Below are 22,026 nucleotides of genomic sequence, written 5' to 3'. Positions count from 1 at the left end.
ACGATGATTACCAAAGCCTGAACCACCTGAAGAGGTGATCGCCCAATGAATCCTCTCTACGCGCTGGAAGGCCTGAACTTCTTCATGGCCGATGTGCAAGCCGGCATCGGACCATTTCTCGGGGTCTTTTTGCAGGCTCAGGGCTGGCATACGGATGCTATCGGAACCGTGATGACGCTCGGCGGCATTGCGGGGATGCTCGCGACCTCGCCAGCGGGCGCACTCGTCGATGCCACGCGTTACAAGCGCGGCCTGATCGTCGTGGCAGGCGTGATGACGACGCTCGCCTCGCTCGTGCTTTGGGTATCGCACGATTACTGGATGGTCGCCGCCTCGCAGATCCTCACGGCGGTGACAGGCGCGGCGCTCGGTCCGGCGGTGGCTGGCGTCACGCTCGGCATGGTGCGCGAACGCGGTTTCGACCGCCAGTTCGGGCGCAATCAGGTGGCCAATCACGCAGGCAATGTCGTGGCCGCAGCGCTTTCGGGGTGGCTCGGCTGGCGTTTCGGCTTCGGCGCGGTGTTCGTGCTCGCCGGCTTGTTCGGCGCGATGACCGTGATCTCCACGCTTCTGATCCGGCGAGATTCGATCGATCACGATAGTGCGCGCGGGCTCGGCGCTTCGTCCTCGAAGGAGCGCGAGCGCGAGCACGCAAGCGGCTTTCGCATGCTGCTCACGTGCAAGCCGTTGCTGCTGCTTGCCGCTTCACTCGCGATGTTCCACCTCGGCAATGCGGCGATGTTGCCGCTCTATGGCCTTGCCGTCGTCGCCGCACACAAGGGCGATCCGAGCGCCTTTACCGCGCAAACCATCGTCATCGCGCAACTCGTGATGGTGGCCGCCGCGTTTTTCGCAAGCCGGATCATTCAACGTTTAGGTTACTGGGGCGTGATTCTCATCACCTTTCTTGCACTGCCGCTGCGCGGTCTGGTCGCGGCGATGTTCATCAACGCCTGGGGCGTGTGGCCCGTGCAGGCGCTGGACGGCATTGGCGCGGGGCTGCAAAGCGTGGCCGTTCCCGCGCTCGTCGTGCGCTTGCTGCAAGGCACGGGGCGCGTGAATGTCGGGCAGGGCGTGGTGATGACCGTGCAGGGAATCGGCGCGGCGCTCAGTCCGGCGCTCGGCGGCATGCTCGCCCAGCACTTCGGTTATAAGGTTGCGTTTCTCGTACTCGGAGCCGTGTCCATCGGCTCGCTCTTGTTGTGGCTATTCTTTGGCAGCGCGCTCAAGAAGGCATGCGGCATCCATCGCGATTCTGCCAACGAACCCTCTCTCGCTACATGAATCCGATTTTTCTCTCCTGGGGCATCGGGCTTGCCGCGACTGCCGGCGTCATACTGCGTCCCTTCAAATGGCCCGAGGCGATCTGGGCGGTCACGGGCGCCGTGTTGCTCGTCGCGCTCGGGTTGCTACCGCTGAATCTCGCGTGGCAGGCGATAGGCAAGGGAAGCGACGTCTACCTGTTTCTCATCGGCATGATGCTGCTGTCGGAACTCGGCAGGCGCGAAGGCCTGTTCGACTGGATCGCGGTGCTTGCCGTGAACCATGCCAGGGGCTCGCCCCGAAAGCTCCTTTTGCTCGTGTATCTCGTCGGTGTCGTGGTGACGACGTTCCTTTCGAACGATGCCGCCGCCGTCGTGCTCACGCCCGCTGTTTTCGCTGCGGCGAGGAAGGCGCATACGAAGCCGTTGCCGCTCTTGTACGTGTGCGCGTTCATCGCCAACGCGGCGAGCTTCGTGTTGCCGATTTCGAACCCGGCGAATCTCGTGCTTTACGCGAATCACACGCCCGCGCTGGGCTCGTGGATTGCGCGATTTGCCTTGCCTTCGGTGTTGTCGATCGTTGCGACGTATTTCATGCTGCGCTGGACGCAGCGCGACGAACTCGCTGGCTCGTGCGCTCGCGATCTGAACGTCGAACCGCTCAGCGCGAACGGCAAAGTGACGCTCGCGGGCATCGGCGTCACGGCGGTGGCTCTGCTCACCGTCTCCGCGTTCGACATGCAACTCGGCCTGCCCACCGCGATCCTCGGCATCGGCACCGCTTTGGTGGTGCTCGTGAAAGAACGTCAATCTCCGGTCGAGCTGATGAGCGAGATATCGTGGAGCGTGCTGCCGCTCGTGGCTGGCCTCTTCGTGCTCGTGGAGATGCTGGCGCATACGGGCGTCGTCACGGCGCTTTCGCATTTGCTGGCGCTCGCGTCGCAGCAGAATCAGGCGGTAACGGCGGCGGTGTCGGGCGTGGTCATCGCGCTCGGCAGCAACGCCATCAACAACTTGCCAGCGGGTCTCATTGCAAGCGCGACCGTGCTGCAAGCACATAGCCCCGAACGCGTGATCGATGCGTTGCTGATCGGCGTGGATCTCGGTCCCAATTTCTCGATCACCGGTTCGCTGGCGACCATTCTCTGGCTCTCGTCCATCCGGCGCGAAGGCGAGGAAGTGAGCTTCATGCAGTTCCTGAAGGTCGGTGCGATTGTCATGCTGCCCGCGCTCTTATTAAGCCTCGGCGCGCGGCTCTTAGTCGGAAATTGAGCTCAGGCATTCGAAGACAAACAATGAGCAGCGCGTGGCTAGTCACGCTCCGCACGAGCAGCCGCTCAACCTCGACTGACCGAGTTCGGGCACACGGGTCGCCGCGAACCTATACGCCGCGACGCAGCGCATCGGCAACGACGACGAACGCAGGAGTCGGCTGACGTCGGCTGGGATAGTAAAGATGAAAACCTGAAAACGACGGGCACCAGTCAGGCAGCACCCGCAAGAGCGCACCGCTTTCGATCTGCGATAAGACCCGCTGTTCGGGCACGAAGGCGAGGCCCACTCCCGCAAGCGCGGCTTTCACGGCCATCGTCGCGCTATTGAAGACGAGTTGTCCCTCCACGCGCACGTTCAACTCGCGTCCGCCTTTCTTGAACTCCCACGCATAAATGCCGCCGGCCGTCGGCAGCCGGATGTTGATGCAGTTATGCGCCGTCAGGTCTCGCGGCGTCTTCGGCTTCGGATGCGCGGCGAAATAGTCGCGCGTGCCGACCACGGCCATGCGCACGTCGGGACCGATGCGCACCGCAACCATGTCCTTGGCCACTTGCTCGCCGAGCCGCACGCCCGCATCGAGCCTCTGTTCGACGACATCCGTGAGTCCGTTGTCGATGAAGAGCTCGATCGTGATGTCCGGATAGTCGGGCAAAAGCCGTTCTATCACCGGCCATAGCAGCATTTCCGCCGCGTGTTCTCCAGCAGCGATGCGCACGGTGCCCGCCGGCGTATCCCGCAATGCGGTGAGCGCGCTTAGTTCGGCCTCGATCTCATCGAGCCTGGGGCCGACCGACTGGATCAGCCGTTCGCCAGCTTGAGTCGGCGATATATTGCGTGTCGTTCTGGTCAGGAGGCGAAGGCCCAGCCGTGCTTCGAGATTGCGCACCGTCTGACTCAGCGCAGACTGCGAAACGCCAAGCTTCGCGGCCGCCTTCGTGAAGCTGCCCTCGCGGGCGACAGCGAGAAACGCGGTGATATCGGACAGATCGGAACGTGCCATGATGATTTATAAGCCTGGCTTCTAACTTCATGCCGATTTTAGCTCTTTATCGCAGGAAGTCGCGTTGCTACATTGAACGTCGAGACAACTATTGCAAGGAACGCACATGCGGATCATCGAATGCGGCTCGCAGTCCTCGGCGACGGGCCCAGCTGAATATTTCACCGGAACGGTGAGGATCGACGCGCCGTTTGCGGGCGACGAACCCGCGCGCATCGGCGGCGCAACGGTGACGTTCGAACCAGGCGCGCGCACCGCGTGGCACACGCATCCGCTGGGTCAGACGCTGATCGTGATCGCGGGCCGCGGTTGGGTGCAGCGCGATGGCGGACCATTGGAGGACATCAGAGCGGGCGACATCGTCTGGATTGCGCCCGGAGAGAAGCACTGGCACGGCGCGACCGCCACCACGGCAATGACGCATATCGCCATTGCCGAGAAGCTCGACGGCAGTCCCGTCGACTGGATGGAAAAGGTCACGGACGAGCAGTATCGCGGCGGCGTGCCGGCAAACGACGAAGGAGTCGCATGATGAACCAACGTATTCTCGGGAAGAGTGGACTCGAAGTATCGGCAATCGGCCTTGGCTGCATGGGACTGAGCTTTGCCTACGGCCCTGCAACGGAGAAGGCCGATGCGATCGAACTCATCCGCTCTGCCTTCGAGCAAGGCGTGACTTTCTTCGATACAGCCGAAGCCTATGCGCAAGGCGCGAACGAAACACTGCTCGGCGAGGCACTTGCGCCGTTCCGCGATCAAGTCGTGATCGCAACGAAGTTCGGTTTCGAGGGCGGCGACGTGCAGAAGGGCGTCAACAGCAAGCCGGACAACATTCGCGCGGTGACGGACGCGGCGCTCAAGCGGTTGCGCACGGATCGCATCGACTTGCTTTATCAGCATCGCGTCGACCCCGAGGTGCCAATGGAAGACGTCGCGGGCGCCGTGAAGGAGCTGATTCAGGAAGGCAAGGTCAGACATTTCGGCATGTCGGAAGCGGGCGTCGAGTCCATTCGCCGTGCGCACGCCGTGCAACCGGTTGCGGCTTTGCAAAGCGAATATTCGCTATGGTGGCGTGAGCCCGAGAAAGAAATCCTGCCGCTGCTCGAAGAACTCGGAATTGGCTTCGTGCCGTTCAGTCCGCTCGGCAAGGGTTTTTTGACGGGCGCAATCGACGCGAGCACTGGTTTCGATCAAACCGATTTTCGCAATGTCGTCCCGCGTTTCTCGGAAGAAAATCGCAAGGCAAATCAGGCGCTGGTCGACGTGGTCAAGCAGATCGCCACGAGTCTGAACGCGACGCCCGCGCAAGTCGCGCTCGCGTGGCTGCTCGCGCAAAAGCCGTGGATCGTGCCGATTCCCGGCACGACGAAGCTGCATCGACTGAAGGAAAACATCGGTGGTGCTTCCATTGAGTTGACGGCGGACAATCTGCGCGATATCGATACGCGGCTCGCGAATATCATCGTACAGGGTGAACGCTATCCCGCACATTTGCAGGCGCGTGTCGGCAAATGAATCGCCTGCCGATCAGCCAAGCCGATGCCATCGACCCGTCTCCGGGCACACATCGGCTGGCGCGCCGTCGAACCACACTTGCTCGTCATCCAGTTGCGACGAGCTCGCGCCATCCACATCGAACTCCACTTGCAGTGCTTGTGCCACGCAGGCGTTTTCGATCGGAAGTTCCCAGCTCAGGAACACTTGAACGTAGTCCTCGTCGGGCGCGAAGTCGGACACGTTGAAGCTTTCGCTATCGCGTTGAATGACGCCATGAGGCTGGCCCGTATCGAAGATCATGGCGGTTCCACGGGTCAACGGAATGCGATGACTCGCAGCGGGGAAATGCACGTCCAGACCCTTGTCTTCGCTCAGAAAGAGATTGCAAAAAGCCGCGCCGCCATATTGCGCTCCGTCATGATGGTATCTCGCGCCACGACAGGCCATGAGCGCTATGTCGCTGGCGGCGAGCACGCCGGGTAGTCCGAGCGCGTTCGTCCAGTCGACGATAGCTCGCACGCAGTGCTTGTAGTCCGTCCAGCGCGCGCGAGTTCGCGCCAATGGTATGACCTCGACATCGCCGGGTTCGAGAACGAGCCGCGACATCGCTTCTCTTTGCCAATCGGCGATGAGACTTGCAGGCGGCTCGGGCAAGTCGAGTGTGGTCGACAAAACGATGTCGCTCACGCGTCGGCTGCGGATGGCATCGCCGCTATGAAAAAAGGAAGTCAGCATGTCTCGAACGGGAAGGCGACATCCTCGCGCATCGACTCGCGCACGCACGTTGCAAACTCCAGCGCGGCAGGCTGGATCGATTGCGGCAATTGCAGACAGATGGCGAATGGCGGAAGGGCAGGCAAGCCGGACTCATGAGGCGCAAGCCTTTCGAGGTCGGTGGGTACGGTAAAGGCAAGCCATGCGGTGATCGCAAGGCCCGCCCGCACGGTGGCTGCGGTCGCCTCGATGTTGCCGCTCTCGAACACCGTGCGCCAGGCGATGCCTTCGTCCGCGAGCGCGCGCAGCACCATCGGACGGAAGGCGCAGCGTTCGTCGACCATCGACAGCGGCAATGGGCGCTTGCGCCACGCTTCACTGCCGCGGCCCGTCACCCACACGAGCGGCTCGATGCGGATCACTTCGCCTTCGGCCTCGCTCGCAACGTATTCGACGAGCGACACATCCACCAGACCGCTGTTCAACGCGTTGCGCAGTTCGCGTGATGCGCCGCATACCAGCGAAATTTCCACGTGCGGATGAGCATCGGCGAACGATTTCATCGCGGGCGCGAGCGCGGTGACGAGGTCGTAGGGCACGCCAACGCGAAGGCTGCCGCTTAACGACTGCCCGGTCATGTCGGACCAAATATCGTCGTTGAGCCGCATCAACTGGCGCGCCTTCACGAGGAACTGTTCACCCTTGCGTGAGAGTTCGAGCTTGCGCGTCTTGCGCACGAACAAGAGGCAGTCGAGCAAGTCTTCAAGCCGTTTGACTTGCTGGCTGATGGCGCCTTGCGTCATGTGCAGCCGATTCGCGGCAACGGTCATGCTGCCGCTGTCGGCCACGGTGACGAAGGTGCGGATGAGATCGAGATCGAAGTTTCGAGGCATCGACGCATTATGCATCGTAATGCGTGCCATCAAGATTTTTGGTTTTGCTGATGCGTGGGCGATCAGTAGAGTGCAAGTCTCGATACCCGCACGCATGTTCATGGCCTCCCTCAACCTCCCGCTTTTTCTCTTCGCAGTCGTCGCGACCATCACGCCCGGCGGCGCCACTACACTTGCCACCGCGTCTGGCGCGCGCTTCGGCTTCATGCGCTCGATCCCGTTGATGCTCGGCATCGCCATCGGTCTTGCCGTGCTCGGCGCGTTCGCCGCACTCGGGCTTGCCGGTATCTTGCTGGCGATGCCCGCGCTGCAAACCGCCGTGAAAGCGCTTGGTTCCGCGTACTTGTTGTGGCTGGCATGGCGCGTCGCCCGAAGCGGACCGCCGAATGAGAACAGCGGTCCCGCGCGGCCGGTCACGTTGATCAACGGCATGCTGCTCTTGTGGCTCAACCCGAAAAGCTGGGCGATGACCGTCGGCGCCGCGGCGTCCTTCGCGCTAGCAGCGGACAGTCCCAACCGGCTTGCGATTCTCCTCGGCGCGGCCTTCGGCGTTGCGGCATGCGGGTCGCTCGTATTGTGGTGCGCGCTCGGTGCATTGCTTGCACGGTTGCTTAGAACGCCGCGTCATTGGCGCGTGGTCAATCTTGCGATGGGTTTGCTGCTGGCCGCATCCGTCTTGTCGATCTGGAGATGACGATGCAGCGCCTTCGGCCAGCAGCAGAGCCCATCATCAATGCATGGTGGCGTCGCGCAACACCGGCGCTGCGTTCCCCCGGCCGCGGCCTTGGACATACGCAGCGACGATGGCGATTGCAATCGGCACCGTCAAGAAGAGGAACAACTGCCCGAAGTTCCACTTGAAGCTCAGAAGCACCGCACCGACCGACGCACCGGAGATGGCACCGAAGCGGCCGATGCCCGTCATCCAGCTCGTGCCTGTCGCTCGAATCTCCGTTGGGTAGTAGCTCGCGGCCATCGCCGTCCAGCCGGTGTTCGTGGAGTTCGTGCAATAACCGAGCAGGAACACGAGCGTGATGAGACCGGCTAGCCCGACGTTCATCTGCGACACCGCCACCGTGAAGACGAGCGCCCCGAATAGTGTCGCGATCATGACCTTGCGCGAATCGAAGCGATCCATCTCCCAGCCGATGACGATGTTCCCGAGCGTGCCGCCCACTTGCATCATCGCGCCGACGAGCGCCGCGTCAGCCAGCGAGAAGTTGTTGTCCTTGACGATAATCGGCAGCCAGCTGTTCAGGAAGTAGACCGTCATCAAGTTCATGAAGAGCCCGACCCAGAGCGCGAGCGTGACCGTGGTATGCGGTTTCGACACGATGAGGCGAATCACGCCCTTGCCGGCGTGTTCGCGTTCGGGCGTCACGAAGCCGGTCGAACCGTTTACCGTGCCGGGCTGAATTTCGTTGATGATCTTCGCAAGCGCCGTGCGTCCCTCGTGCTTCAGAGCTAAAAACTTCGCGGATTCCGGCAAAACGAAGAACAGCAGAACCGCGAAGAGAAGCGGCACGATGCCGCCGACGACCAGTATGGAATGCCAGCCGTGAGTCGGCACGAGATAGCTTGAGAGGAAGCCGCCGCCCGCCGCGCCAAGCGTGAAGCCGCAATAGATGACCGTTACCATGACCGAACGATGCTTCTCCGGCGCATATTCGCAAGCAAGCGTCGCGGCGTTCGGCTGCGATGCGCCGAGGCCGAGTCCAGTCAGAAAACGCATCACCGAAAGCACTTCGATGTTCGGCGACCAGGCCGAGGCGAGACTCATCACGCCGAAGAAGATGACTGCGGCGATGATGACCTTGCGACGGCCGAAGCGGTCGGCCAACGGACCCCCCGTCAGCGCGCCGATCGCGAGGCCGAATAATCCCATGCTCAACACTGGCCCGAGCGCGGCCCGGCTGATCTTCCAGTCGGCGATGAGCGCGGGTGCGATGAATCCCATCGCGACTACATCGAAGCCATCGAGAATCAGGACGACGAGTCCCAGCAAAAGGATCTTCCAATGAAAGCCGCTGAATGGCCTCGTATCCAGGAACCGCTGGACGTTCAATTGCTTTACCGCACTGCTCATCGCTGTCTCCTAGTGTCGTGATTGTTGCGACGCTGCCTCAGGCAGACGACGCATGTATTCGATGCAGTCGACGATGACCTTCTCATCGTCCTCATGAAACGCGAATGAGCACATGTCGAGGCTGCGTCTTTATCGAAGCGATCCTCTCTGTTTAAAGTTTCAGCAATTGGAAGTCAACGATTTTTATCCATGAGTTCTTGTATGGAAACAAACGAGGGTTTTTCCCGAAGTGCCTGCTGTCCAATTGGTTTGCGCTTCACGTGATTTTTTCTGGAGAAAAGACGCCAAATCTCATGGACAGCAAGTTAGACTGCTTGTTCCTTTAAGGAAACACGTTCACAATTGAGTTCATTGCAACTTCGGCTTGAGGAAGGCATGCAAAAACTCGCGCGATCCTTTGGAGGCAGCACCTTCTCATTCATGTGGGAAGAGACGGCGCTTGGCGCCATGCGAAAGATGCAGGAGATCGGCCTGAACGACTTCGATGCGTTGGTCGTACCCGGTCATCTTTGGCCGGATGAACTATCCGCTGCCGATAGATCGAGTCTTGCCGGTACGCTGCGAAGCGAAGGCCTTCGGATCGAATCTTTGAACCTGCCTGCGCTCGATCTGAATCTGGTAAGCCGGGTCGAGCCGTTCAGGCAATACTCCGTCGATCTCTACATCGACACGATGCAACTCGCTTCGGACTTGGGCTGCGGGGCAATCGTCGTCGTGCCGGGCAGGGTGTCTTCGCTCTTTCCTCCGCCGAAAAAGGACACCGAGCTTCTGCTGTGCGATAGCCTGGAGCAGCTTCTGCGCGTGGCGGAACGTCTCGATCAGAAGCTTTACGTCGAGCTTCATCCGCAAACGCCTGTTCCCACGACCGCCGCGATGCTCGCCTTTTTCGATGCTCTGCCGCACGAGAGGCTCCTGATCGCCTATGACGTGTCCAACGCCGAGTTCGTTGGAGAAGATCAGGCCGATGCAGTCAGGCAATGCGCGGCACGCCTTGGCCAGTTGCACTTGTCCGACGGCACACGCAGTCAATGGCGCCACGACCGCGTGGGTTTGGGCTCGGTGCGCTTCGACGAGATCCTCAAGGCTCTGAACGACGTGGACTTCTCCGGTGTCCCGGTTCTGGAGATCATCTCTTCGACGCCACTGGACGATCTGCGCGCGTCCGCGCAGGGCCTGAGCGGTACGCAGGAGCCTCACCATGACCGATGACAACACGTCGCTGCGCTCCCATCGCCTGCATGATGCTCGGCTGGCTTACCGGCGTAGCGGAACGCCCGACGGCAGGCCGACGCTGCTCTTGCTGCACGGATGGCCGCAAACCTCATGGGCATGGCGGCGCGTCATGCCGCTGTTGAGCCGTGACTTCGATGTCATCGCGCCGGATCTTCCGGGCTTCGGCGATTCCTCGAAGCCCGAGTCCGGTTTCGACAAGAAGACCATCGCTCGCAGATTGCATGATCTGGTCGAAGCGCTCGGCGTGAAGCAAGTGGCTATCGTCGGGCACGATCTCGGCGGGCACGTGGCCTATGCATATGCCGCTCAGTGGCCGGATGCGGTCAGTCACTTCGTCTTCGTCGAGAGCAGTCTTCCGGCATTCGGGCAAGAAGAGGCCATGGACGTTTCGCGCGGCGGTAGCTGGCATTTTGGCTTCAACATGGCCGGGGATATTTCAGAGTCGCTCGTGAGCGGCCGCGAGTTCCTGTTCGTCGATCACTTCGTGCATCGGGAGACGGTCGGCGTGTTCGATGCCGACTCGATCAGCCGCGACGACATTGAAGTTTATGCGCGCGCATTGGCGCGACCCGGCGCTTTGCGCTGTTCCTTCAGCTATTACCGCACGCTACCGCTCGATAGAAAGGACAACGCGGTCTGGGGACGTTCGCCGCTTCAGACGCCGTGCCTCGCCATCGGCGCGCAATGGGGATACGGACCGGCATCGGCCCACACGTTGCGTCGCGTGGCATCGAACGTGACGGAGAGGCTTATCGACGATTGCGGTCATTACGTGCCGGAAGAAAGACCTGCGGAATTCGCCGATGCCGTGCGGCAGTTCGTTCTTCAAAGATAGCGCACTGTCCGTTGCGCGCCTATCGATGGATTGGATAAGGCTTATCAAGCTGGCTTTATGGACACCACTTCACTATCTGCCGATACTCGACTCAAGGTTACGATGACGTCGAGTCTTCGAGAAAGAGATCTGCCACGACGGAACGCAGCCATCGATGCCCCGAGTCGTGATGGTTACGCGAATGCCAATGCTGTTTCACCACATAAGCCGAAAGATCGAACGGCAACGCGAACGATCGAATCGATTTTTCCTTGAGCATGAGTACGGCAAGTCGTGATGGGATCATTGCGACGAGATCGGTGCGAGCCGCAATTTCAGCAACGCCGAGGTAACTGGGTACTTCGAGCATGACCCTTCGCGTGAGACGCATCTCTCGCAAGACACGGTTGAGAATGGAGTGACCCGTGCCCGATGGCGTAACCGCGATGTGTCCTTCCGCCAGGAACTCGGCGACACTCGGCCGGCTGCTAAGTCTTGGATGATCCGCGGCGATGATGCCGATATACGTTTCTTCCATCAGCCGTTGTTGATAGAAGCCTTCGTTGAGTTGAGGCATGTAGCCGATAGCAAGTTCGACTTCGCCAGTCTGCATCAAGCCAGCCGTTTCGTCGGCGATATGACTTATCGTCAGTTTGACCTCGGGCGCAATCGAACGTAGCCGGTTGAGCCAGCGAGGCAGCAACACGTTCTGTGCAACGTCGGTCAATGCCACATGAAAGTCGCGATTGGCCAGTGCGGGGTCGAATTGGGTCTGGTACTTCGAGACGACCTCGAACGACGCAAGCAGGTCGAGCACTCGTCCGTAGAGGTCGGTGGCAAATGGCGTGGGTTCCATCCCATGAGGGAAACGCACGAAGAGTGGATCGCGATAGTGCTCGCGCAGCTTTGAAAGATTGAACGAGATGGTCGGTTGCGAGAGACCGAGGTTGACTGCCGTCTGCGAGACGCTGCCCGTCTTGTAGGTCTCCGCGAAGACGGTGAGCAGCTTGACGTCGATGTCTGACATTGTCTTTATCCGATCGATAGGTTCGAAGCACCGGACGAGATTAGCATTCGAAACCGATGGTCGACGAACAACATGAACCAGCCAGGGAGATTGCATGAAGCGTAACGCGCCAGTCGCGATGGTCACAGGCGGTCGAAGAGGCATCGGCCGAGGCATTGTCTGGCATCTCGCGGATGCCGGATTCGACATCGTCATCAACGATCTGTGCGATGACGACGCCATGCGGGAAACCATCGCGGGAGTCGAAGCAAGAGGCCGCAAATGGGCGATGGCGCTAGGCGATATCGCCGAGCTGAACGAGCAGGACGACCTCGCTGAGCGCGCGTGGTCCGCGTTCGGACGCATCGACACGCTCGTCAATAATGCTGGCGTGTCCGTGCTTTCGCGCGGTGACCTGCTCGATGTCTCGGTCGAAAGCTACGATCGCAATCTCGACATCAACCTGCGCGGCCCCTTCTTTCTGACGCAGCGGATTGCGCGTCGAATGCTGAATGAGCCTGATTCGAGTTTGTATCGATCCATCGTGTGCATTTCATCGACGAGCGCGGAAACCGTCAGCATCAACCGTGGCGAATATTGCATCTCCAAAGCGGGCGTCTCGATGATGGTCAAGCTCTTCGCCACGCGTCTTGCCGAGCATGGCATCGCGGTTCACGAGATTCGTCCCGGCATCATTCGCACCGACATGACGTCGGTTTCGGCGGCCAGTTTCGACGAACGCATACGTGATGGACTTACGCCGATTCGCCGATGGGGCACGCCCGACGACATCGGACGCGCGGTCGCGACGCTTGCCATCGGAACGTTCGCCTTCTCGACGGGAAGTGCCTTCGAGCTCGACGCCGGGATGCATATGAATCGTTTGTAGACCAGCGTGCATCGACATCACTCGCGATTAAACACATTCCCAGGAGCGCTCATATGAAGCAAACCATCGTGTTGATACACGGCGCATGGCATTGGGGCGGTTGTTTTCAGAAGGTGGCCACGTTGCTTGCAGCGCGCGGACACTGCGTCATCCACCCGGACTTGAAATCGCACGGATTCGATCCCGCAACCTACGATCAAGTCGAAGACATGGCCGACTACACGGCGTCCGTTGCCGCGTTGCTCGAAAGCGCGCACGAGCCTTTCGTGTTGCTCGGACATAGCATGGGAGGCGTGTCGCTCACTTACCTTGCCGAGAAATATCCGGAAAAGATCAGCAAGCTCATCTACCTTGCTGCGTTCATGACGCCGCCGGGCACATCGGCGAACGATTACCTTCTATCCGACGGCTATACGAACGATCCTTCGGTCAAAGCGCTCTTCGAGATTGTGAATGCAACGCCGGATGGCAAGGGCGTCGCGTTGAACGTCGATGACGTCCGCAAAGTGCGGTCGTCGTTCTATGGTGATTGCAGCGATCGGGACGTGGCCGTGGCCGCGGCCAACGTTGCCCGCATCAATGCCACGGCGCCTTACGCTGCGCGGATCGACACGACGAAGGAGCGTTATGGATCGATTCCGCGAGTCTTCATCGAATGCACGAAGGACCTCGCTCTTCCAATCGCGCAACAACGGCGTATGCAAGCCGATGTGCCGGGCGCCGAGGTCGTGACCATCGAGACGAGCCACTCACCATTCTTCTCGCAACCCGCGCAGCTTGCGGAAATCATCGGCGCGGCGATCAGCTAAGCCTTGAGCGTTCGCTTCTCAATTGATGCAATAACTCGATCCGGAGTATGCAGATGTTTTCAGAAGGACAATTTTCCCCAGACGTTCTCCCCGACGGGTTCCGGCATGACGCAGACATTGTCGGAGACGTGAAACTGCACTACGTGACCGGCGGAAGGCCCGTTGGTACAGCGCCAATCATGCTTCTGATTCATGGCTTCCCGCAGAACTGGTGGGAATGGAGCCGCGTGCTCCTGCCGCTCGGCGAAGACTTTACTTTGATCGTCCCTGATCTTCGAGGCGTGGGCTTCTCCGACAAGACGGAAGCGGGCTACACGAAAAAGCAACTCGCGGCAGACCTCTTCGGTCTGGTGAGGAAGTTCGGCGACGAGCCGCCCCATGTCGTCGGTCACGATATCGGCGCGATGGTCGCTTACGCCTTCGCATGGCAGTTTCCCGTGCGTTCGCTCACCGTGCTCGACGCGTCCATTCCGGGCATCGGCGATTGGGATGAGATCGCATCGAGCCCTTTGCTCTTTCACTTCTCGTTTCATCAGAAGCCATTCCTGCCGGAAGCCCTGATTTGCGGTGGTCGTGAGCGCATTTATATCAGCGCATTCATCAACGATCGAACCGATAACCCCGCTGCCATATCGGCACGCGACATGGACGAATATGTGCGTGCCTATATGCATCCCGGCGCGTTCCGGGCGGCGATGGAGATGTATCGGCAATTCCCTCAGGATGTCATAGATAACCGCGCGGCGGCGCGGTTGCCGGCAAGCGTCCCGGTTCTCGCGTTGGGCGGCGAGAAGCGTTGGGGCCCGCACATGGTCAGCCGAATGAGCGCCGTCGCCGACAACGTGCGCGGCGGTTCGCTGCCCAAGTGCGGACATTTTCTCGCCGAGGAACAACCCGAATTGCTCGTCGCGGCGCTGAGACAATTTTGCGAGCACTGACGAGCGCTGCGCGCTCGCAGCCGCTGAGCGAGTAGCGCCATCGCGCTAGCTCATTGCGCACTCATTCCCGAGCGCGTGAGACCTGCAACGCTTTTCCCCGGCAGCGAGGACGGAAACTTTGCCATGTCGGCATCGGCTGGCTGAACCGATCCTTGCGCCTCGCTGCCATTCGCTCGCGACGCCTTCCACTCGGCCAGCTTCTTCAAGCAATCTTTCGCAAGGAAAGCGACTCGTCCCCACGGGGAGAGCGCGAGTTCGAAACTCGTGTTGTGAAGAACGTTGCCGCGACTCCAGTAAGCCTTGAAGGGTTCCGATCCGACGCCGAAATCGAGATCCATCTGGTTCTCCCATGCCCACTTGACGCAGCGCTCCATCATGATGGCGCCGGGCGAGAACTTGGCGAAGCTCGGATCGAAGCCCGCGATCAGACCACTTGCGCAAGTCAGCGCCAGTCCGACCATGTTGGCGCACACCGGTGCATTGTCGAGGGTCATCACGAACATCAATGCCGACGACTTCCCACGGCTTCCATCGAGCAGATCGACCAGATAGTCGCGGTATCCCTCCGATTGCAGCCACGGGCCATCCTTGCCGTTTCGTTCGGCCCATTGCCGCTTTTGCGCGAGCATCCAATCGACCCATTTGCGATGCTCGCTCACATCCCGAGCGTCGAGCACCTTGATTTCAAGCGCACCCTCTTTCATGAAGCGGCGCTCCAGCGCGCCGGGCTTTTTCTTCGATAGCGTGGAGAGCGTTTTGCAATACGCCGTCCAGTCGGGTTCCTGGCGCAGGAGCGCCAGAGCCGAGATGTCCTGTCTGGCTACGACGAGACCGCCGTGCCCCGACGCAAGACGGTCGAGCCGCGTGCCTTTGCTCACGTAGGGAATCGAGAACAGATCGATGCGGCTTCCCTTGCTGGCGGCCTGCCACGCAGCTTCGATAGCCGCTTCCGATCCGGTCGATGCGAGGATGCTCGTATGGTCGGCCGTTCCCGATGCCAGCGGCTCGAGGATCGTCCAGAGCGAGCGTCGGCGGCGCACCAGAGGCCAGACGAGCACGAGTTCTCCGCGCTCCCGATATACGATGCAATGCAAGCTACCGCCACGCGGCTTGGCTACTCGCGTCCAGCAGAGCCAGCAAACGTCGAATGACTGGTAATGATGTCCGCCTATACGGGACCATAGCGAGCTCCATTCGTCGCGGAGTGCAAGAAAGTTTTCCGGATCGCTGATGATGCTGATGCCAGTCTGCTGGCGTGTTGCATTGCCGTTCAGTCGCTGCATAACGTTGGCCGATTTGTTATTTTGGATTTACCGCTGCCATGTGCTTCCTTGCGGAAGACACAGACCCCGTTCTCTATGAAATGCTCGAGCGCACCCCTGGCGTTCAATCAAACCGTCGAGACGAACCAGTCCGATTTTCTCGGGCGAATCAGACGGCGGCCTGCCTTGGCCATCGACCAGACGGGACTATGCCGCTCGATCACGATGCGTGGCTTGAGCACGGGTTTGAACCCGCTAAGAAAGCGGAACGTGCTTGCGTTGGGAATGCCGTCGAAGTCGAAGGTCAACTGTCGTTTCATGGCGTCTTCGATAGCCTGCCAGACGAGCACGCTGATCGCACCGCCATGAGCATCCCGCGTGCGCGAAGACAGCATGTAATACGCGGCATGATTGTCGAAGGTGACGCCTATCGCGGCGACGAGCGCGCCGGTCGCGTCGAAGGCGCCAAGCAGATATCCCGCGCCGCGCTCGACGAAAGCATCGACGAGTCGTTGCATCACGCTCGATCCATAGACATTCGAACGACTGCGTGCTTCGAGGTTGTTTTCGTAGAACCGGTTGAATTGCGCAGGTTCGAGTGGCTTCACGGTCACGAACTTCTGACCGGTACGAATCATATTGCGAGTCTTGTAATGCAGACCTTTCCAGAGTTCCTCGATGGAGCGATCGGCGGAGAACTGCAGCGTATATCGCGTCGCCACGGTAAAGCCATTCAGGCCGAACGCAAGGGCATCTTCCACGCGCGGGTCGAAGATCTGATAGAAGCTGTGGACGTCGGGAATCTGCCCGATCAGTTCTTCCGTGATGCTGATGCGATCCAGCATCGCGCGCGTCTTATCGGTTTCATTGATCTTGAAAGCCGGTCCGAGCGTCCGTGTGAGCGGTGGCATTTGCGAGGTGCGCCAGAGTCCTTTGCGGCTTAGCGAGTACGGCATCTCGCCGACAATTTCGTCGCCGCGCCGGACTTTGGCTGACCGCCAATTGCCATCGGTTGCAATATCGAGCCACCACGGTTCATGAAAGACTGATCGAGGAGCGAGGGCGGCGCTTTCTGATTTCGCTTTTCTTTCTGGCAAAGCGGACGGCTTGGAGCTTTGTCGATCTTTACCTGCCAATCCACGGAGTGTCGATTCGTTAATGGACTTATCTGGCGCAGAAAGTCTTGTCTCGTCCGCGTTGGGAGGCTTGGCAAGAATTGACGATTGCATTTGGTCAGAATGAGTTCTTTTAGTTTAGTGACGTGTCATGAAACAGCGACACCCCCGGTGAAATCTTTATACGCGCACGTACACTCACAGTCGGTGGACCGCGGGCATGCTCGCTTTGTTTTATTGAATCTCGACGCGCGTAGTGGACCGAATCCGCAATACGGCATTCGTCCAATCGGCTCCGCGCTAAATAGATGCTTACGGAATATTACGCGTGCGGATTCAGGACTCTGTGCGCGACCAAACAATGCACGTCAGGAAAGCTCGGACAATTGCGTTGTCATGGCATGCAAGCTAGCAGGTCCGGGACCACGGCGCTGCTGCGAGCGTCGTTGGCGGCGCGCTGATGTAGCATCCCGCGTTCGCTGTGACAATCGACGGCCGATGAGGAATTTCACACCATCGTTAAGAGCAACGTTGCGCTCTCGATCCGTCGCTGGCCTGTCGCCCATCACCTCTTGGTGAACGTTACAACCAGTCGACTAAACGAAACCGACCTGTCGACCCGGACGCTGCCTCCAGACGCGCCACTGAACCGCTGAATCAAGCGCATTCCGAGACCGGTCCCGCTAGGCGTAGGAAAATTCTCCGGAAAGCCGTTGCCTTCATCCTCGACCACTAACATCAGATTACCCGTCTCGTCCGTCAGACCCACATGAATATGCCCACGACCGTACTTCAACGCGTTCATCGTCATTTCAGCCACGACGAGTCCCAATGTGGTCATCTGCGTCTCGCTCAACGAGACGCCTCTCGCATCGACCGAGATCGATCTGCCTGGGTCTAATTCGGCTATGTGATCGACCACGCCGCTTAGATAATCCTGCGCATCGGTTTTCAAGGCGTTATCCGTCGAATACAAACGCTCATGTACCGATCCAATGCAATCCACTCGCGTGGCCGCTGCCTGGAGTTGATGCTTGACGGTTGCGTCTGCTGCCAAACTTGCCTGCAGCGAGAGAAGAGTCTGCACCAACTGGAGACTATTGCGGACGCGATGATGCACTTCCTTGATTGCCAGAGCCGAGTCTTCCAGCCTGGCTTCCTGCGATGAGACCATCTTGACGAGCGCGTCTTCATGCGAGCGCCATTCCGTGATGTTCCGCAGCACCATCAACGCGCCGGTAATGGCGCCGTGCTCATTGAGCACGGGGGAAATGGATACATCCCACGACTGCTCGTCGCCGATGATGGCAGACGCGCTGCGCCCATCGACGCGCGTGGACTTCCCTGCAATGGCTGCGCGAACGGCCTGTGCAATGCGTGCTTGGTCATCGTCGTGCCATAACGCGGTGTGAGCAGCCCCGACGAGGTTGGAGCCTTCCTCGAATGCAAATGCGGATTGGCAGGCTTCGTTGGCAAATTCGATTTTTCCGTCCGTCGTCACCAGCAACACGCAGTCGGAACTCGCACCCACGAGTTGAGGTGAAAAGCGTTGTGCCGCGCCGAGTCCGTCCTCGGCCAGGCTCTGTTCCCGGCAGAAGGAAATGATGTTGGCGATAGCCGAAATGAACACCGCGTCGACATCGGCAAAAGCATGGCTATGCGTGCTATCCACCTCGAGAATGCCGAACGGCTCTCCCATACCTTGAATCGGGACATTGATCGCGCTTTTGAGTCCATGCCGGGCCATGATTGGAGGAACGTTGAATCGCTTGTCCACGTCGATGTCGCCGCTTACGACGATGCGGCGCGTGAGGAACGCCGCCCCAGCAGGATTACTCGCTTCCGCTTCCACTGGAATGAGCCAATCCTCGTCGTCCCATCCAATACCCGCCGTCATGATGAGCGTGTGATTTGAGGCGACGTAGCGCAGCACTTTTGTATGCTGCGCATTCATTCCCTCGGACAGGACCCGGCATGCCTCGTCGAGAACCTTAGGGAAGTGAAGCAACCCGAAAGCCGTGGCGCCAAACGCAACTGCCAGCTCCTGTTGCTTGCGCAGACGTTGTGCAACCAGCTTCGACGATACCGACGCCGGCGTTCGCTGCGAATTCGGGGCCATGTCATTCCTCGACGAGATCAGTCTGCTCGAACAGTCTTTTTGAAGGCGGTATGCCGGACGCTATCGCGGCAGTGTGTATTCTGGGGTCAAACCTCGATCTCCTGAATAACTTTTCGATCGACGGCCCGGACACGTCCCGAACGAGTGGCTTGGTGATTGTCAGTGAAAGCGACCGTCATGCGCAACCTCAAGGCGAATGAATGCCGCATTTTTAGCGGCGCACCAAGCAAATCGGAGTGGATAGCAGTTGTGACACACGCCCAGGCATCCATCGTGCGCAGCGTTAGGGAAGACCCCTGGCAAGCGTGAGCCTTTGGGGTTGGACCTAAGGATGCCGAACATCTAGCATCCGGGAAAACGGCTCAACTCACACTTCGACGCTAGTCAACATCGGCAAACTGCAAGCGCCCGCGCGCGTGCGCGGGTCATGTCGGATCTCGACAGGGAGGAAAGAGAGGCGCAGCCCGTCACGCGTTCGCATCTCCAAGTAGCTTTTCAGTCAACCGGCATGCTTCAGGAATACACGATGAAAACGGCCTTTATCTTCGATCTCGATGGAACGCTCGTCGACAGCGTCTACCAACACGTCTCCGCCTGGACCGAAGCGCTTGCGAGCGAGGGCCTTGCGCTGCCTGGATCGAGAATCCATCGAAAAATCGGGATGAGTAGCGAACTGTTCGCAGCGCAGATTTTTCGGGAGATCGCTGGCGAAACGTCGGCGGACTGCATTGATCGCGTAAAGCGTCGGCAGGGCGAACTGTTGAAGGAACTGTCGCCGCAGATATTGCCTCTGCCGGGCGCGCAGGCGTTGCTTGCTGCCTTGACCAAGGCCGATATACCGTGGGCCATCGCAACCAGCGGAAGCCCGGAAGCAACTGCGGCAAACCTCGAAAAGCTGGGCATCGATGCCAAAACGGCCGTGGTTGCAACCAGCAGCGAAGTCGAGCATGGCAAGCCGGAGCCGGATGTGTTCATGGCCGCAGCCAAGCAGCTAGGTGTTGCAATCGAATACAGCTATGTCGTCGGAGACAGCACTTGGGACTTGCTTGGCGCGCGCCGTTGCCATGCCTACGGAATAGGGCTGCAGTCGGGCGGTGTGGGCGAGGCCGAGCTGCAGCGGGCAGGGGCCTTGCACGTATTCGTCGACCCCGCCGATATGCTGGCTCACATGAGCGAGCTTGCAACCCATCCGGATAAGTGAGCGAAGCCAGGGGGAAACAGGCTAACGGTCGCGTCCATGCCCTGCGCACCGTGCGTCGGCACGTGCGACCGTGCTTTTCCCTGGGAATTCAGCGCGTATGACGAGTCGTTTCGAAGAGAAACCACACCCGTTCTTCGGTCTGATCGATCCAGTTCTCGAGCAGGCTTGCCGTTGCCACGTCATCCTTGTCGTCGCAAAGTTCGTGGAGTTCACGCATGAATTTGATCAGCAGTTCGTTATCTTGGCGCAATTCATCCAGCATCGCTTCGGGCGCGACGAACGCCTCATCGTTGTCACCTAGTCGTTTGAGCGAGGCGATTTGCCCAATCGAGCGCAAGGTCGTTCCGCCCAGCTTACGAGCGCGTTCTCCGACCGGATCGATCATTGCGAAGACCAAGGCGGCTTGATCGTCGAGCAAAAGGTGGTAATCGCGAAAGTGCGGGCCGCTCACATGCCAATGGAAGTTCTTCGTTTTGACGAACAAGGAGAAGACGTCCGCGAGAAGTTGGGTCAATCCTGCGGATACCTCCGTGCGGGCGTCGTTGCCGAGGTCGGTCGGGGTGGTCAGGTTCTTTTCGCCAGCGCGATTCGAGTCCGTCGTTGCCATCTTTAACTCCAGGAAAGTGTTTAGTGTCGTCTTGCAGGAGCCATGGCGCAAACGACGTACCCAACCGGCTGCCAATCTCCCGAACATAAGAAGCGTGGCGACTCGATTTCGAGGAGTCGGCATGGAACGCGTATGCCGTGAGACGGTTAATCACCAAAATCAGAGCGGGCCATTGTCGCCGCTGCTTGAGGCGTTCAATCCAAAGAAGACGACGAGTTATTGATACCGTGTTCATCCGGCGCGACGAATATTCCGATTACATCATCAAGAAGTTAAAACGAGGTTGCATTAGCCACTTGAAGTACCGCCGCAGACGGAGTGCATTAGCCGCGCTTTTACGTCAGTATTAGAACCTCCGTAAATCACGCAGAAGTTCATGGACCGTCCCGCGCTGCTGCCTTCTCTGAATTCGATACGCGCTTTCGAAGCTACCGGACGTCTTCTGAGCGTCTCGAAAGCGGCGAACGAACTCGCCGTGACACCGGCGGCCGTCAGCCGGCAAGTAAAAGCGCTGGAAGGGTTTCTTGGCGTGGAAATGTTCGAGCGCGTCAGGGGCAGGCTCGAACTGACTTCGGCGGGCGCGCGCTATCTCGCCGAACTCATGCCGTTTTTCGAAGGACTGCGCCAGGCAACCGACAGCATTCGCGGGGCAGGGCGGCGCTCGCAGGTGCTCAAGATTCGATGCCCCGCGACGTTCGCGGTGCGCTGGCTCATTCCGCGGCTCGCCAGTTTTCATCGCCAGCATGAGGACGTCGATGTCCAACTCACCACGTCGTCGGCACCGCTCAATTTCGAGCGTGAGGATATAGACGGCGGCATCCAGCTCGGCGACGGCAAGTGGCCCGGTCTTTCCGCACAAAGGCTCATTCCCAATGAACTCGTGCCCGTCGCCGCGCCATCGCGCAAGACCCGTGCGCGCGGCAGGTTGCAAGGCGAGACGCTCCTGCATTCGCTCGCGCGCGCCGACGACTGGGCGCTGTGGATGAAGGCGGCGGGCTTCCCGCTCGATGGGCGCCGTCGCGAAATGCGCTATGAAACCTCACTGCTGGCGTATCAGGCCGCAATCGAAGGTCATGGCGTGGCAATCGCGCAAAAAGCGCTGGTCCGGGCCGAACTCGACAGCGGCCAGTTGGTCGCGCCATTTCGCTTCGAGCTCGACCGTGGCGCGTATACCTATTACTTCGCGTGGGCCGCCACGCGCCGTCCTTCCGCAGCCTTGACGACCTTCCGCGACTGGTTGATCTCGCTCGTCCAGACTAGCGGCACCTCTTAACAAAAACTCAAAGCCTCGTTTCGAAAATGTCGA

At 59.7% G+C, this 22,026-nt stretch carries 21 protein-coding genes; 12 read left to right on the top strand and 9 right to left on the bottom strand.

Going from position 1 to position 22,026, the window contains the following annotated elements:
• Window positions 1-45: 45 nt before the first annotated feature.
• Both P9250_RS08465 and P9250_RS08460 read left to right on the top strand, forming a co-directional pair.
• Window positions 46-1,284 (top strand): MFS transporter, encoded by a 1,239-nt coding sequence (locus P9250_RS08465; protein ID WP_310392368.1) that lies wholly within the window; start codon window positions 46-48, stop codon window positions 1,282-1,284.
• On the top strand, window positions 1,281-2,534 hold the full coding sequence (locus P9250_RS08460) for an arsenic transporter (protein ID WP_310392367.1): 1,254 nt from the start codon (window positions 1,281-1,283) through the stop codon (window positions 2,532-2,534). Before P9250_RS08465 ends, P9250_RS08460 begins: the two co-directional genes overlap by 4 nt.
• A 109-nt stretch (window positions 2,535-2,643) precedes the next feature.
• On the opposite strand, the gene P9250_RS08455 is transcribed toward P9250_RS08460, so the two are convergent.
• Entirely contained in the window at window positions 2,644-3,537 is an 894-nt protein-coding gene (locus P9250_RS08455; RefSeq protein ID WP_309845405.1) for a LysR family transcriptional regulator, read from the bottom strand.
• A 106-nt stretch (window positions 3,538-3,643) separates the two neighbouring features.
• Between P9250_RS08455 and P9250_RS08450 the strand changes: the two genes are divergently transcribed.
• Both P9250_RS08450 and P9250_RS08445 read left to right on the top strand, forming a co-directional pair.
• Entirely contained in the window at window positions 3,644-4,069 is a 426-nt protein-coding gene (locus P9250_RS08450; RefSeq protein WP_244830502.1) for a cupin domain-containing protein, read from the top strand.
• Window positions 4,069-5,052, top strand: coding sequence for an aldo/keto reductase (locus P9250_RS08445; protein WP_310392764.1), 984 nt, complete (start codon window positions 4,069-4,071; stop codon window positions 5,050-5,052). The genes P9250_RS08450 and P9250_RS08445 overlap by 1 nt, the downstream gene beginning before the upstream one ends.
• Window positions 5,053-5,064: 12 nt before the next feature.
• On the opposite strand, the gene P9250_RS08440 is transcribed toward P9250_RS08445, so the two are convergent.
• Both P9250_RS08440 and P9250_RS08435 read right to left on the bottom strand, forming a co-directional pair.
• Window positions 5,065-5,769 carry a hypothetical protein gene (locus P9250_RS08440; protein WP_310392364.1) on the bottom strand — a complete coding sequence of 235 codons (705 nt, stop codon included), beginning with the start codon at window positions 5,767-5,769 and terminating at the stop codon, window positions 5,065-5,067.
• Window positions 5,763-6,641: a LysR substrate-binding domain-containing protein gene (locus P9250_RS08435; RefSeq protein ID WP_250468229.1), complete on the bottom strand. Its 879-nt coding sequence runs from the start codon at window positions 6,639-6,641 to the stop codon at window positions 5,763-5,765. Before P9250_RS08435 ends, P9250_RS08440 begins: the two co-directional genes overlap by 7 nt.
• A 100-nt stretch (window positions 6,642-6,741) precedes the next feature.
• Here P9250_RS08435 and P9250_RS08430 point away from each other — a divergent pair, with 100 nt between their 5' ends.
• Entirely contained in the window at window positions 6,742-7,335 is a 594-nt protein-coding gene (locus tag P9250_RS08430) for a LysE family translocator (RefSeq protein WP_310392361.1), read from the top strand.
• A 36-nt stretch (window positions 7,336-7,371) separates the two neighbouring features.
• Here the strand turns inward: P9250_RS08430 and P9250_RS08425 are convergent, their stop codons facing one another.
• Window positions 7,372-8,727 carry an aromatic acid/H+ symport family MFS transporter gene (locus P9250_RS08425; RefSeq protein WP_310392359.1) on the bottom strand — a complete coding sequence of 452 codons (1,356 nt, stop codon included), beginning with the start codon at window positions 8,725-8,727 and terminating at the stop codon, window positions 7,372-7,374.
• Between the two features lie 447 nt (window positions 8,728-9,174).
• On the opposite strand from P9250_RS08425, the gene P9250_RS08420 reads away from it, so the two are divergent.
• Both P9250_RS08420 and P9250_RS08415 read left to right on the top strand, forming a co-directional pair.
• Complete coding sequence (locus tag P9250_RS08420; protein WP_310392357.1) at window positions 9,175-9,936, top strand: sugar phosphate isomerase/epimerase family protein; 762 nt, start codon at window positions 9,175-9,177, stop codon at window positions 9,934-9,936.
• Window positions 9,926-10,795 (top strand): alpha/beta hydrolase, encoded by an 870-nt coding sequence (locus P9250_RS08415; protein ID WP_310392355.1) that lies wholly within the window; start codon window positions 9,926-9,928, stop codon window positions 10,793-10,795. Before P9250_RS08420 ends, P9250_RS08415 begins: the two co-directional genes overlap by 11 nt.
• A 97-nt stretch (window positions 10,796-10,892) precedes the next feature.
• Here the strand turns inward: P9250_RS08415 and P9250_RS08410 are convergent, their stop codons facing one another.
• Window positions 10,893-11,801, bottom strand: coding sequence for a LysR family transcriptional regulator (locus P9250_RS08410; protein WP_310392353.1), 909 nt, complete (start codon window positions 11,799-11,801; stop codon window positions 10,893-10,895).
• 94 nt (window positions 11,802-11,895) lie between these two features.
• Here P9250_RS08410 and P9250_RS08405 point away from each other — a divergent pair, with 94 nt between their 5' ends.
• The 3 genes from P9250_RS08405 (at window position 11,896) to P9250_RS08395 (ending at window position 14,416) form a co-directional block, all read left to right on the top strand.
• Window positions 11,896-12,669 carry a 3-ketoacyl-ACP reductase gene (locus tag P9250_RS08405; RefSeq protein ID WP_250468234.1) on the top strand — a complete coding sequence of 258 codons (774 nt, stop codon included), beginning with the start codon at window positions 11,896-11,898 and terminating at the stop codon, window positions 12,667-12,669.
• A gap of 53 nt (window positions 12,670-12,722) precedes the next feature.
• On the top strand, window positions 12,723-13,478 hold the full coding sequence (locus tag P9250_RS08400; protein WP_310392351.1) for an alpha/beta fold hydrolase: 756 nt from the start codon (window positions 12,723-12,725) through the stop codon (window positions 13,476-13,478).
• A gap of 179 nt (window positions 13,479-13,657) precedes the next feature.
• A complete protein-coding gene (locus P9250_RS08395; protein WP_310392349.1) occupies window positions 13,658-14,416 on the top strand; it encodes an alpha/beta hydrolase in 759 nt (252 codons plus the stop codon).
• 50 nt (window positions 14,417-14,466) lie between these two features.
• Here the strand turns inward: P9250_RS08395 and P9250_RS08390 are convergent, their stop codons facing one another.
• From P9250_RS08390 to P9250_RS08380, 3 genes are all read right to left on the bottom strand, one after another.
• Complete coding sequence (locus P9250_RS08390) at window positions 14,467-15,474, bottom strand: GNAT family N-acetyltransferase (RefSeq protein ID WP_310392347.1); 1,008 nt, start codon at window positions 15,472-15,474, stop codon at window positions 14,467-14,469.
• Window positions 15,475-15,806: 332 nt separating this feature from the next.
• The gene (locus tag P9250_RS08385) at window positions 15,807-16,589 is read right to left on the bottom strand and encodes a GNAT family N-acetyltransferase (protein ID WP_310392346.1); all 783 of its coding nucleotides are present in this window, start codon (window positions 16,587-16,589) and stop codon (window positions 15,807-15,809) included.
• A 769-nt stretch (window positions 16,590-17,358) separates the two neighbouring features.
• The gene (locus P9250_RS08380) at window positions 17,359-18,912 is read right to left on the bottom strand and encodes a histidine kinase dimerization/phosphoacceptor domain -containing protein (protein WP_310392343.1); all 1,554 of its coding nucleotides are present in this window, start codon (window positions 18,910-18,912) and stop codon (window positions 17,359-17,361) included.
• A gap of 526 nt (window positions 18,913-19,438) precedes the next feature.
• Between P9250_RS08380 and P9250_RS08375 the strand changes: the two genes are divergently transcribed.
• On the top strand, window positions 19,439-20,113 hold the full coding sequence (locus tag P9250_RS08375) for an HAD family hydrolase (protein WP_250494711.1): 675 nt from the start codon (window positions 19,439-19,441) through the stop codon (window positions 20,111-20,113).
• 88 nt (window positions 20,114-20,201) lie between these two features.
• Here the strand turns inward: P9250_RS08375 and P9250_RS08370 are convergent, their stop codons facing one another.
• On the bottom strand, window positions 20,202-20,720 hold the full coding sequence (locus P9250_RS08370) for a Dps family protein (protein ID WP_244830484.1): 519 nt from the start codon (window positions 20,718-20,720) through the stop codon (window positions 20,202-20,204).
• 376 nt (window positions 20,721-21,096) lie between these two features.
• Here P9250_RS08370 and P9250_RS08365 point away from each other — a divergent pair, with 376 nt between their 5' ends.
• Window positions 21,097-21,993 (top strand): LysR substrate-binding domain-containing protein, encoded by an 897-nt coding sequence (locus tag P9250_RS08365; RefSeq protein WP_250527779.1) that lies wholly within the window; start codon window positions 21,097-21,099, stop codon window positions 21,991-21,993.
• Window positions 21,994-22,026 lie beyond the last annotated feature (33 nt).

Source organism: Caballeronia sp. LP006 (assembly GCF_031450995.1).
GTDB lineage: Bacteria > Pseudomonadota > Gammaproteobacteria > Burkholderiales > Burkholderiaceae > Caballeronia.
This window is presented reverse-complemented; position numbering and strand designations above follow the sequence as displayed.